This is a genomic window from Chlamydiota bacterium (assembly GCA_012729785.1).
GTDB lineage: Bacteria > Auribacterota > Tritonobacteria > UBA1439 > UBA1439 > UBA1439.
Window position 1 is genome coordinate 1 of sequence record JAAYCL010000017.1, and the last position, 12,092, is coordinate 12,092.

A 12,092-nucleotide genomic window follows, 5' to 3' on the forward strand; every position below is an offset into this window, starting at 1 on the left:
ACAATCCAGTGCTTCACTGATACTCAGCCCGGCTGGCAAGAGAAGAGCGTGGAAGTTCAGTGCAGGGGGGCAGGCCTTACTGGCAAGGTGTCTTTACGCTTGCCTTCTGCCTACATAGGTGACCCCGGCCGTTCTCCTCAGCCCTTCTTGAGCGGCAGCACCCCCGCGAGCTCCCCGATCACGTTGACGAGCTCCGCGTTCTGCGGCACGACCACCTTCGCGTTCGCCGCGAGCGCCTTCTCCACCGCCTCGAGCTTCCGGAGCACCTGCGCGTTCCCGACGAAGTACCGCTCCGCCGCCTCGTTGACGAGCCGTATCGCCTCCGCCTCGCCCTCGGCCTGGAGGATCCGCGCCTGCTTGATCCCTTCGGCCTTCTTGATCTCGGCCCGCTTCTGCCCGTCGGCGGCGGTCTCGGTCGCGGTGGCGAAGTCCACGGCGGCGATCTTCTCGTTCTCCGCCTTCACCACCTTGTTCATCGTCTCCTGCACATCCTTCGGGGGGTCGATCTCCTTCAGCTCCGTGCGCACGATCTCGATCCCCCAGTGCTGCGTCTCCATGCAGAGGGTCTTGTGGAGTTCCTCGTTGATCTTGCCCCGCTCGCTGTTGGCGGATTTGAGGGTCAGCGTGCCGATGATATTCCTGAGCGTCGTGCGGGCGAGGTTCACGATCTGCCACTCGTAATGGTGCACGTTGTACTGCGAGTTTTTGACGCTCTCCTCGTCCTGCCGCACCTTGAAGTAGACCTGGGCGTCCACGCGGGCGTTCAGGTTGTCGTTGGTGATGATCTCCTGCGGCTGGGCGTCCACCATCTGCTCGGTGACGTTGACCTGGAACATCCTGTCGATGACGGGGATGATCCAGTGGAATCCCGGCTCGGCGAAACGGCGGTACCTGCCGAGGCGCTCGATCAGGCCGCGATGCGTGGGCCTGACGATGCGGATGCCCATGAAGAAGAGCACGACGGCGACCATGAAGACAGGGACAAGGATCATCCGGCCCTCCAATTCTCCGCGCACGGCGCGCGGGAACGCCTCTATCTCCCCGCATCCGCCTCTGGCGCCGCGGGGGCGCCGCCAGCCTTCGCCTCGGGCGCCGCGGGCTCGTCGGGCGCCGCGGGGGCGCCGCCGGCCTTCGCCTCGGGCGCCGCGGGCTCCTCGGGCGCCACGGGGGCGCCGCCGGCCTCAGCCTCGGGCGCCGCGGCCCCCTGCGGGTCGCCGCTCTGCGCCGGTGAGAATGCCTGCGGAGCCGGGCGAAACTCCTCGGCGGGGTATTCTATCTTCGCCTCTGTGCGAAGCTTCTCGAGGTACTCCCGCGCGGCATTCCCCTTCCTCTGCTGCGTGAGGAATTCGGATATCCGCGCGGAGGCGTTCTCGAGCGACGCCTTCTCCGGCTCCTTCCGGTCGGTCACCTTGATCAGATGGTAGCCGAACGGGGTCTCGACGACCTCTCCGAGCTCTCCCTTGGGCTGCGCGAAGGCGGCCGTTTCGAACTCGGGGACCATCTTCCCCTTTTCGAAGAAGCCCAGGTCCCCGCCGCTCTCCTTGCTGGGGCAGTCGGAGTTCGCCTTCGCGACCTCGGCGAAGTCGGCGCCTCCGGCGATCTTCTCGCGCAGGGCGGCGAGCGCCGCCTTCCTCTCCGCCTTCTTCTCGGGGGGATCGTCGGCGGAGACGGCCAAGAGGATATGGCTCGCCCGGACCCGCTCGGGGAGGTCGAAGCTGGAGACGTTGGCCTCGTAGAACTCCTTGATCTCCTCCGCGGTCGGCTCCGTCCCCTTCGGCAGCTGCCGGTCGAGGAGCTCCTTGATCACGAGGTTCTGCGCGATGTCGCGCCTGAGCTCCGCCTCGCCGACGCCCATCGCGGAGAGCTGCTCCTTCATCTTCTCGGGATCGGGGAACATCTTCACGACCTTCTCCATCTGTTCCTCGACCGCCTTCGGGTCCGCAACGACCCCCTTCCGCTCCGCCTCCTGGACGAGAAGCCTCTGGTTGACGAGGTTTTCGAGGGCCTGTCTCCCGAGCGCGGTCTTGATCGAGGCGCGCTGTTCGTCGGAGACGCCCGCCCCCATCTGTTTCGTGAAGGCGTCGGTGATGCGGTCGACCTCCGCGCGCGGGATCGGCGCGCCGTTGACGACCGCGGCCGCGCCTCCCGCGTCCGTCTCGGCGGCCTCCCTCATGCCGCACCCCCCGCCCGCGAGCGCCGCCGCGCAGGCGCACGCCACCGCGCACCCCAGGTACCGCTTCATCGTCGCCGTCCCTTCCCGGGCGCCGCGTGGCGCCCGCGTTGTTCGATGCTCAACGCCCCTTGAGCTTCCTCACCGTCTCCGGCGTGCCCGCGGAGTCGAAGCTGGGCGGTACGCGCAGCTCGCAGCGCATCTCGAGCTTCTTGAGCGCCTCGTAGCTGCTGTACCTGCCGCCGCACCAGTCCGTGAGATGCCCGTCCACGAACCACGCCCTGACCACATGCGTGGTGGGGACCTTGATCCAGCCGTAGTCGTCGAGGTAGTTGGGGATCCCCATCGACTCCCTGGAGTAGTCGATCGCCTGTACGAAGCTGTTCCCCACCTTCTCGTGGTAGATCGCCTTGGGTTGGCCGTACAGCGCGGTCACCTCGTCCTGGGTCATCCCCGCCTTCAGTCTTTCCGTCCGCAGCGTCCCGCAACCGCAGACGACCGCCGCCGCGAGGACGACCGCCGCACGCACCGTCGTCTTCATTCGATCCTCCTTTCGCGCCTCGCGCAGTGTAGCACACCCCCCGCCGCCGCGCCAAGCGCGCAGTTCCCCGTTTCTACTCCTCCGTCGCCAGCGACACGTCGTAGATCCCCGCCTCCTGGCAGGCGTTCAGGACCGCCACGATGTTCTGGTGGTACGCCTGCGCGTCGCCGCGCACGAAGACGCGGGGCTTCTGCGCCGCCGCCAGCGTCTCCTTGAGCCGTTTCGGCAACTCCTCGACCGTGACCGGCTTCTCCCCCATCGTGATCGTGCCGTCCTTCGCCACCGTCACCGCGATCGGCTGGATCTCCATCGACACCGCCTCCGAGGATTTGGCCTTCGGCAGGTCCACCTGGAGCTCCCGCTGAACCCGCTGGAAGGAGGTGGCGACCAGAAAGAAGACAAGCAGGTTGAAGACGACGTCGATGAGCGGCGTCAGGTTCAGCTCATCCCCCTCCGTCCACTTCTTCCGCACGAGTCTCATCGCTCGCCCCTCCTCTCGAACAGGTCCTCGAGAAACGCCCGAAGCGTGATCTCCATCCGCTCCGAGACCCTGCCCTCGAGGATACCGCGGAAGTAATGGTAGAAGGCGAGCGTGGGGATGGCGATGAGGAGCCCCGCGGCGGTCGTGATGAGCGCCTCCGAGATGCCCGCCGCGAGGAGGTCGGCCCTTCCCAACCCGGACTCCGAGGCCACCACGTTGAACGCCTTGATGATGCCGAAGATCGTGCCCAAAAGCCCCAGGAGCGGGCTGATGTTCGAGATCACCAGGAGCGGCCTGATCCGCAGGGCAAGGTCGTCCATCTCCCGAGCGCCGAGATCCTCCACGGTGCTCCGGATCACCGCGTTCGAGATCGACGGTCGTTCGTTCAGCGTCAGGGCGACGGTGAAGACCGAGGCGGCGGGGTTCCGGTGCTTCCGGCAGTACGCCATCGCCCGGTCGAACTCCCCCGCCGCCACGAGCGCCCGCACATGCTTGACGAACGGGAGCGGCACGATGCGGTCCGGGCGCATCATGATGAACCGCTCCACGGCGAACCCGAGCGCCAGGACCGAGCAGGCGAGGAGCGGCCACATCAGCACTCCCCCCCGCTCGAACTCCTGAAACCTCAGAGTGAACCACGAATCCGCCGCGCAGCACGCGGGCGCCGCCGCACACAGGAACGCCGCCAGTGCCGACAGTTGCCGCATCGACCTTCTCATCTCATTCCCCCCTTCCGTTGTTCCCCGCCGCCCGCGGGGCGCTCAGGAGCCCCGGCCGCCGCGGGCTGCTGTCCCGCACCCGCCGATTGTGCCTTCTTCTCCGCCGACGCCACCGTGAACCCCGGCCCCCGGAACGACCAGGCGGGGACGAAGACCACCCGGTCGAGTTCCTCCGGTTCCGTTTCCGATTGCGCGAAGTACCGTTCCTCGGCCGCGATGATCGCCGCCACGGCCGCGGCCGAGGGAGAGAGGTAGGAACGCGGCGGACCGTCCGTCGGCTCCTCCAGCGATACGGCCCCCGGCCCCGCGGGGGGCATCGGCGGCCTCTTTCCCCTCCGTTTCACGCCGACGCGCGAGGCGAGGTTCCGCATCTGCCCCTGCGTGAGGAGCCACTCCGAGGTGAAACGGAGGTTGAAATCGGTCACCGGCCGGCTCCCGTAGCCGACCTCCATCTTGAAGACGTCCATGATGCGGCCGATCTCGAAGTCGGAGCATTTCCTGAGGTCGATCACCCGCCGGTAGCCGACCGTCCCCTCCTCGGCCAGCGCCTCCTCGACGCGGAGGGCCTCCGAGGTTTTCGAGACCCAGGTGCGCGCCATCGTCTCCCGATCCTGGAGCATCTCCCGCAGGCGCGTCTCCTTTGCCTTGACCGACTTCTCGGCGATCTCCGGGCTGAGCACGCGCGAGAGCTTCCGCCGTATCTCCTCCGCGCCGTAGACCGGCCGCCGCACCGGGGGCTTCTCCGCCGGCTTGGCCTCGGGCGCCTTCAGCGGGGCCGGGGCCTTCACCGGGGCGGCATCCCGCGCACGCGGCCTGAGCGTGAGGGAGACGCGCCTCCCCCCGGCCGGCCTCACGCGGGGCGGCTTCCCGAACCAGCGGGGGCCGAAGGAGAAGAGGAACGCAAGGTGCACGGCGAGCGAGGCGGCGAGGCAGACGAAGAGGATCCTGCGGCGCCGCCGCCTCTCCGCCTCCCGCCACGACCGTTCCCGCCCGCCCGTCTTCGCCTTCATTCCTCCACCCACTCCTCCGCCTCCTCCGCCTCCTCCTGCCCCACCTTCAACTGCTCCTCGGCGTCGTCGACGACCTTCCCCGCCCGCTCTATGGTTTCGGTCGCCTTCTCCTTCGCCTCCTCGTACTCCGCGCGGTCGAAATGATCGCGCGCCTCCGCCATCAGATCCCTTGCCTCGTCGAGGTCTGACCGAAGCGTATCGAACTCCTCCTCGAGCTCGTCCTCCGTCTCCTGCACCGAATTCTCCGCCTCGGTGATCGCGTTCTCCGCCTCCTCGATCTCCTTCTCCGCCTCCTCGCGGAGCTCCCCGGAGATCCCGAGCAGCTTCTCCGCCTCCTCGCGGGCCGCGGTGGCCGTCTCGAGAGCCTCCTGCGCTGCGTTGTTCGCCTCCTCGGAAGCCTCCGCCTCGACGAACCCCTCCGCGTCGCCGACAAGATCCTGCGCCTTCTCGAGGAGATCGCGCGCTTCGCTCATGTCGACCTGCTCCCCCTCGCCGCGGTCGATCAGGTCGGAGGCGACCTCGATCTCGTCGCGCGCCTGGTCGAGCAGGTCCTGCGCGTCGCCTCCGCGGTCGTCGCCCCGCGCCGCCGCCCTGAGATTGAGCTTGTCGGCCAGCGACCCCCTGAGCCGCGCGATCTCCATCCCCGGGAACTCGTCGGTCAGGCCGAAGTAGAACGCGATCTTCTTCTTCAGCACCAGGTCGGCCCCGTCGATCTCCAGGACCCGGTGCTTCAGGAGGTCCCTGAATATCCGGTCGATCCTCTGATAGCCGCGCTGCGACGTCTCGTACCAGGTGAGGGCGATGAGAAGCTGCGCACGGTCCTGCAGGTCATCGTCCGGATCGGCGTCGAGGATCTCGTCGCACCGCGCATAGACCGACTTGGCGTCGCCCGTGAACGACGCCTCGTACGCGCCGCGCAGGAGGAGCAGGAGGGCGCCACGCTGCTGCGCCTTGCGCTGGGCGTAGAGGTCGAGCATCCTCCCCGCCTGCGCGGCCATCGTGCTCTTGGCGTGCCTCTCCGCGACCGCGCGGAACTGTTTCGCCGCCCCCTCGAGGTCCCCGGCCTCGTAGAGCTCCCTCCCCTTCGCGAAGAGCCGGATCGCCTCCGCCTCCCGCGCGGCCCCGCGCACCGTCCGGTCGCCGGGCGCCCAGTGCTCGCTCACCGCGAGTGCGCGGGACGCGGCGTCGACATCGCCCCCGGCGATCGCGTCGACGGCCGACTGGAACAGCTCCTCCGACACCAGGGCGTCGGGGGGGATCCCTTGGAGCGTCTCCACGATCTGCGCGATCCGCGCCTGGCCCATCTTCCGCAGGCCGCTCGCCCCTTCCGGGATGGCCGCGTAGAGGGCGGCGGCGCGCATCAGGAAGTCGTACGACGCGAACCGCTTCTTCTCGAAGCGGGCGTTGCCGGCGGCGGCCTCGAGCCGGTTCGCCTCGCGGTAGACCTTCCAGGCGTTCTCCGGCACGTCCAGATCCCGCAGCTCGTCGAGGCCGTAGAGCGCGCCGAGGCGCGAGAGCGTCCAGTCGGAGCGGTATCCCTCGCGCAGGAGGAGCCCGAGGACGATCCGCGCGCGGTCGGTGCGGCCCTGCTCGATGCTCGACCGGGCGAGCGCGGAGAGGGCGGTGAGGAACAGCGCCTTCTGCTTTTCGCTCGCCGGGGAGCGGATCTCGATGCCGGCCGCCGCCATCAGTTTCTCGAGCGCCTCGAGTTCGCGCACGGAGGCGTACTGCTCCATCGCCGCCTCGGTCGAGTCGATCCTCGGCGGGGCCGCGTCCCCCGCGATCAGGCGGTACGCCGCAGCCGCGTCGTCCCGCATCCCGCGCCGGAGGTAGAAGGTGCAGGCGTCGCGATGGAACCCGTCCCGGGCCGAGGGGGTCACCCGCGCCTTCCGCGGCGTTCCGACGGTCGCCAGCGCATTGCGCATCAACGACGCCGCGTCGCGCACGGAACCCGCGGCCGCCTGGCGTACGATGACGTTGTAGCCCCGCCCGGAGAGATACTGCGCGCGCACGGGCCCCGCCCATCCGGCGGACCGTTCGAGCGCGCCCTTGATCGCCGCGGCCGGGTTGGCGAGGAGCCGCGGCGGGGGGGGGGACACGGCGACGTCGTCGGGGTGGGCGGCGATGTCCGCAAGGAAGCGCGCGCGCGCCTCCTCCCTGTCGGGCGGACCCCACGAGGGGAGCGGGGACGCCGCCTCGATCAGCGTCCGCGACAGGACGCCGAGGCGGTAGACCAGGTACGGGGACGGCCCGGCGGCGAAGAGGGCGCGCAGCAGGGCGACCTGCGCCGCGAGCGCCTCCGAAGCCGGCCCCGCGGCGTCCACCCCCGCGATGCCGGCGTAGGCGAACGCCGTCGACGGCGTCGCGTCGAGCCCCTCGCGGTAATATTCCGGCTGCGCGCGGAGGAGCGCGGGGACGGGCCCGTCGAACCCGGCGAGCGCCGCCGAGGCCGCCCGCTCGATGAAGGCGTCCGCGCCGAACCCGGGCGCCACGGAGAGGAGGAGGGCGCAGGCCGCAACGACGGCGACGCGTGCGGCGGGCGCGGGCGGCGGGTTCATCGTCCCCCCGTCTGCGCCGCCCCGCCCGCATCCGGAAGCGGTCCTGTGGTATACTCGGGACGGTCGCGGGATGTCATGGGATGCGCCCTATGGTATCCGATAGGACCGGGGTTTGAAATGCCAAACATGCATACCGACCTCCCGCGTCTCCTCGACGGCGACAAGGCGGAGTGGGACGCGTTCGTCGACCGGTTCACCCCGGTCATCTGGGCGGCGGTGAAGGGATCCCTCTTCGCCCACACGGGCGCGGTGAACGAGGAGGACGTGCGCGACCTGGTCCAGGCGGTCTTTGTGCGCCTGGTCGGACGCGACTTCCGTCTGCTCAGGACCTACGATCCGCGCCGGGCCTCGCTCGTCACCTGGCTCACCATCGTCGCGCGGAGCGTGGCGATCGACTCCCTGCGGCGGCGGCGCCTTTCGACCGTTTCAATCGGGGAGGCGGCGCTCGAAATCCCGGCGCCCCCGCCGGTCTCCAACGCCGGGATCGAGCTCCCCGAGGGGCTGCTCTCGCCGCGGCAGAAGCTGGTCCTCCACCTCCTCTGCGACCGGGGAATGGAGCCGTCGGAGATCGCCTCGATCCTCGGCGTGAACGCCCAGACGGTGCGGAGCACGGTGCACAAGGCGGTCGTGAAGCTGCGGAGGCAACTCAAGGAACAGCGATGATCAACGCCCGCGGCGGGGATGGTCGGGCCGGTCGGTGCGTATAACATCCGGAGGATGCCGATGAACGGAACGCGTGACGAATTCCGCGAGGAGCGGGAGCTCTGGAAGCGGGTAAGGGTCCCCGAAGCGGGGGCGCCCTCCGCCTGTCCGGGGCCCGCCGAGCTCGCCGCCTATCTCGACGGGGCGTGCCGGCGCGACGCGCGCAACCGGATCGAGGAGCATCTGCGGCTCTGCCCCGCCTGTGTCGGGGCGGTGGCGGAGCTCCGCCGCCTGCTGCGCGCGGGCCCCGCGCCCGCCCCCGCCGCGGTCTTCGAACGCGCCAAGGGGCTGGTGGCGCGCCCGCCGGTACACGGCAGGGACGGCGACCTGTTCGCCGCCTTTCGCGGCACGCTCGCCCTCCTGCGGACCGGCGCGGCCTGGGCGGCCGCGGCGGCGCTCGTCGTCTCGGCGTGCGCGGCGGGGTTCACGATGGGGCGGGAAACGTTCCCCCTCCCCCGCGCGGCGGGATCCGCGCAGATGTCGCACCTGAACCCGGACGCCGTCTCCGCGGAGTTCGGCCGCCTGGAACAGCCATTCCTGGGAGGTGAGTTGTCATGAGACCGGCGTCAAGAAACCTGCTGTGCATCCTCCTCCTCGTCTCGGTCGGGTTCAACCTGTTCTTCATCGCCGGCTACCGCCGCGCCCGCTCGACGCTGGACAAGCTGAAGTCCGACAGGGGCTACATCCAGCTCCTCTCCCGCACGCTCCATTTCACCCCGGAGCAGGAGGAGAAGCTCGTCGAGATCAGGCAGCGGCTCCAGGAGGAGACCGCCGAATTCAACCGGTCCCACTCCCCGGAGATAGACGCGTTCTGGGATGAGGTGGTCAAGGACAACCCGGATCCCGACAGGATACTGGAACTGGAGCAGTCCCTCGCCGAGAAGCGGATCGAGATGCGGCAGCGCATGGTCGGGCTGATCCAGGAGGCGTTCGGTTGCCTCACCCCCGCACAGCGCCGCGATTTCGCGCAGATGATCAAGGAGCGCAGTTTCCTGAAGCAGCTCTGAGGTTTCGTTTGGGAGCCCCGGATGGGGGCACGGGCGATCCTCCCCTGCGGCAGGGCGATGCCGCCGCCGGGCGTCGAGCGCGCTCCCGAATCCGATCGTCCGCGAGGCGAAACCGGCACCCGCGCCCCCCGGAGGGGGGGAACGCGTCGCCCGGAATCCGCGCTAGATCTACTTCAGCGCGAACGGCGCAACGGCCAGCAGGAACGCGTCGCCCGGGCCCGTGATCGGCTGCTCGGGAGCGAAGAAGCCCACCATCACCGAGCAGTTCCCCCTCGGCGCGCCCGGCGGTACCGTGAGCGACATGAAGGGATAGGTGAACCCCGCGGGCAGCCCGTGTACATTCGTCGCCAACGGTTGAATCCGCGGCGACAGCGTTATCGCGTCCAGCATCGACCCATCGGGCAGATTGACCACCGCGTAGGCGTTGAACGTCCTCGCCACCGCCCTGTTCAGTCTGAATGTCGCCGCGAACGGACTCCCCGGGCGATAGGAGGTGCCGTTCAACAGCACCTGCGCCCGAGGGAGAGGGGTCGGCGTGGGCGTCGGCGACAGCGCTGCCTGCGCCAGATTGCACAGCCCCCGGTCCCAGTACGTTGAACCGTCGTGGGCGATGTAGAGGCCCACGGTATCACCGTGTATCGCCGGGAAGTAGACCCGCTTCGTTTGGCCCCCGTCGTACGTCACCGTGACGTAGTCGCCCGCCTGGACGGCGATCCCCTCCTGGTCCCGTCCCACCAGCACCCCCGCCGGCTGCGGCGCGTAGGCGGCCTTGTCCGTGAAGATGTTGCTGTTGTCGTACACGTACCCGAGCGGCTTCCCGTAGACGTCGTCCGCCAGGCCGAAGTAGAAGTTCCATCCCGCGCCGACGCCCGAACGCGTCGAGGCGATGCGCAGGTTCGTGATATCCCCGATCTCCAGCGGGGCGGTGCACGGCGTCGGGGTGCGCGTGGGCGTGGGTGTGATCGTCGGCGTGGGGGTCCTCGTCGGCGTGCGGGTCGGGGTGCGCGTGGGTGTCCTCGTCGGCGTGGGGGTGATCGTCGGCGTCTCCGTCGGTGTGGGCGTGATAGTCGGTGTGGGGGTGATCGTCGGCGTGGGCGTGATCGTCGGCGTGGATGTAATCGTGGGGGTGGGGGTGATCGTGGGCGTCGGCGTGGGCATCGATTCCAGGCAATAGAGAAGATCGCCGTTGGGATGCGAACCGTAGATCCTTCCGCCCGAGTCTATCGCGTTCGCGCCGTGATTGATGGCCGTCCAGGAATGGAGACGGTAGCTCCACGAGAGACTCCCGTTGGCGTTGAGGCAGTGGTTGCCGCAATAGATCTTCCCGTTGGAATCGATCGCGGGGGCATAGGCGATGCCTTGATACGACCAGGTAAAGGTCCCGTCGGAGGCAAAGCTGCTGAGATACCTACCATTCACATTACTCAAGGTGACGTACACCTTCCCGTCAGACCCTATCGCGGGCGAGGTGTAGTCGTTTAATTCCATTGGATACGTCCAGGCAATGGTTCCGTTCGAATTGAAGCAGTAGAAGAAATAGTCGGCGCCCCGGTATATCCTCCCATCCGAGCCGATCGAAGGTTTGCAGTTTGCGTAATCGCCTAGTGCATAAGACCAGACGCGGTCTCCTTCTTTATCGATGCAGAGAAAGTTGCTGTATAAGTTGACGTATACCCTGCCGTCGGAATCCACTGCGGGATAGGAGTCTATTGACGAATACTTACGATACGACCACACCATGCCGCCGTTCGGAGTCATGCTGTAGAGCATATTGCCATCGCCGACATACACCGTGCCGTCAGACCCTATTGCCGGCGTACTGTAATAGATATTATACATTCTATAACTCCAGTCGAGCCCCCCGTTTGACCTGATGCTGTAGAAGGTGTTATCTTGCGAGGTGATATATATGCTCCCGTCGAAGCCGATCGCAGGCGAGGATGTTATTTCATGGTCGGTTCTGTAACTCCACGCGATATCGCCGTTGGGGGTAAAACTGTAGAAGCGCAGGTCGTCCGAGCCGACGTACACCCGTCCATCCGTACCTATCGCGGGAGAAGAATATACGGAATCTAGAAAACGATAACTCCACGCCAGGGTCGGCCTGTACGGGCCCGCGTACTCGCTCCGTCCGGTATGCTGGGCATCGTGCTGGAACATCGGCCAGGGCGCCCGTGGGGCGGCCTGCGCCAGGTCGCACAGGTCGCGGTCCCAGTACGTCGAACCGTCGAATCCGATATACAGCGTACTCTCCCCGCTCAGGGCGGGAAAGTAGATCTTTCTCGTCCGGCCCCCGTCGTACGTCACCGTGACGTAATCGCCCGCCTGGACGGCGATATCCTCGGAGTCGCGCCCCACCCAGACCCCCGTCGCCTGCGGCTGTTCATACCCGGCTCCGTCCTCGAAAATATTGCCGTTGTCATTCACGGCGCCAAGGGGGTTCTCATAGATAGCGTGCGCAAGGCCGAAGTAGAAGAACCACCCTCCATCCATGCTCGACCGCGTCGTCGCGATCTGCAACCCCTCCACGTCCCCTATCTCGAGCGCCGGCCGGCACAGTTCGTGGATCCCCGCCCCGAGGTTCTCATCGGTGTCCGAAGAAGCCTGTCCGGCTTCGGCCGCTTCGCCGGAATCGAATGCGGCGGCATCCCCATGCCCCGTTTCTAGGGCCGCGCCGTCGGCGGGTGCGGCGACGTCGTACCCGTACACGGAGTCCGTTCCCTCCGCGCGCTCCGCCTGTGCGGCGCCCTCGGCCGGAGAATGAAACGGCACAAGACACAGCACGCAAAGCGAAAGCAGTGTCCTCTTCATCCGCGCCCTCCTGCCTTTGTCAAGTCCGTGTTCGCAGGGATACCGCGATACGCCGGGGTCGTTTTTCCCCCATCCGATGCGGATTAACCGTGC

11 protein-coding genes are annotated in these 12,092 nt (G+C 67.8%); 3 read left to right on the forward strand and 8 right to left on the reverse strand.

Annotation, left to right across the window (positions count from 1 at the left end; genetic code table 11):
* Positions 1-137: 137 nt before the first annotated feature.
* The 7 genes from GXY35_03825 to GXY35_03855 all read right to left on the reverse strand — a co-directional run bounded on the left by GXY35_03825 (position 138) and on the right by GXY35_03855 (position 7,479).
* Positions 138-992, reverse strand: coding sequence for an SPFH/Band 7/PHB domain protein (locus GXY35_03825; protein ID NLW93714.1), 855 nt, complete (start codon positions 990-992; stop codon positions 138-140).
* 41 nt (positions 993-1,033) lie between these two features.
* Positions 1,034-2,242: a hypothetical protein gene (locus GXY35_03830; GenBank protein ID NLW93715.1), complete on the reverse strand. Its 1,209-nt coding sequence runs from the start codon at positions 2,240-2,242 to the stop codon at positions 1,034-1,036.
* A 49-nt stretch (positions 2,243-2,291) separates the two neighbouring features.
* The gene (locus tag GXY35_03835; GenBank protein NLW93716.1) at positions 2,292-2,711 is read right to left on the reverse strand and encodes a hypothetical protein; all 420 of its coding nucleotides are present in this window, start codon (positions 2,709-2,711) and stop codon (positions 2,292-2,294) included.
* 73 nt (positions 2,712-2,784) lie between these two features.
* Entirely contained in the window at positions 2,785-3,192 is a 408-nt protein-coding gene (locus GXY35_03840; GenBank protein NLW93717.1) for a biopolymer transporter ExbD, read from the reverse strand.
* Complete coding sequence (locus GXY35_03845) at positions 3,189-3,911, reverse strand: MotA/TolQ/ExbB proton channel family protein (GenBank protein NLW93718.1); 723 nt, start codon at positions 3,909-3,911, stop codon at positions 3,189-3,191. The genes GXY35_03840 and GXY35_03845 overlap by 4 nt, the downstream gene beginning before the upstream one ends.
* Complete coding sequence (locus GXY35_03850; protein ID NLW93719.1) at positions 3,908-4,921, reverse strand: hypothetical protein; 1,014 nt, start codon at positions 4,919-4,921, stop codon at positions 3,908-3,910. The genes GXY35_03845 and GXY35_03850 overlap by 4 nt, the downstream gene beginning before the upstream one ends.
* Positions 4,918-7,479: a hypothetical protein gene (locus GXY35_03855; GenBank protein ID NLW93720.1), complete on the reverse strand. Its 2,562-nt coding sequence runs from the start codon at positions 7,477-7,479 to the stop codon at positions 4,918-4,920. Before GXY35_03855 ends, GXY35_03850 begins: the two co-directional genes overlap by 4 nt.
* 117 nt (positions 7,480-7,596) lie before the next feature.
* Here GXY35_03855 and GXY35_03860 point away from each other — a divergent pair, with 117 nt between their 5' ends.
* The 3 genes from GXY35_03860 to GXY35_03870 are packed head-to-tail and all read left to right on the forward strand — an operon-like array spanning position 7,597 to position 9,188.
* Complete coding sequence (locus tag GXY35_03860) at positions 7,597-8,142, forward strand: sigma-70 family RNA polymerase sigma factor (GenBank protein NLW93721.1); 546 nt, start codon at positions 7,597-7,599, stop codon at positions 8,140-8,142.
* 60 nt (positions 8,143-8,202) lie between these two features.
* Positions 8,203-8,739 (forward strand): hypothetical protein, encoded by a 537-nt coding sequence (locus GXY35_03865; protein NLW93722.1) that lies wholly within the window; start codon positions 8,203-8,205, stop codon positions 8,737-8,739.
* Positions 8,736-9,188 (forward strand): hypothetical protein, encoded by a 453-nt coding sequence (locus GXY35_03870; protein ID NLW93723.1) that lies wholly within the window; start codon positions 8,736-8,738, stop codon positions 9,186-9,188. Before GXY35_03865 ends, GXY35_03870 begins: the two co-directional genes overlap by 4 nt.
* Before the next feature lie 168 nt (positions 9,189-9,356).
* Here the strand turns inward: GXY35_03870 and GXY35_03875 are convergent, their stop codons facing one another.
* A complete protein-coding gene (locus tag GXY35_03875; protein ID NLW93724.1) occupies positions 9,357-11,999 on the reverse strand; it encodes a PQQ-like beta-propeller repeat protein in 2,643 nt (880 codons plus the stop codon).
* Positions 12,000-12,092 lie beyond the last annotated feature (93 nt).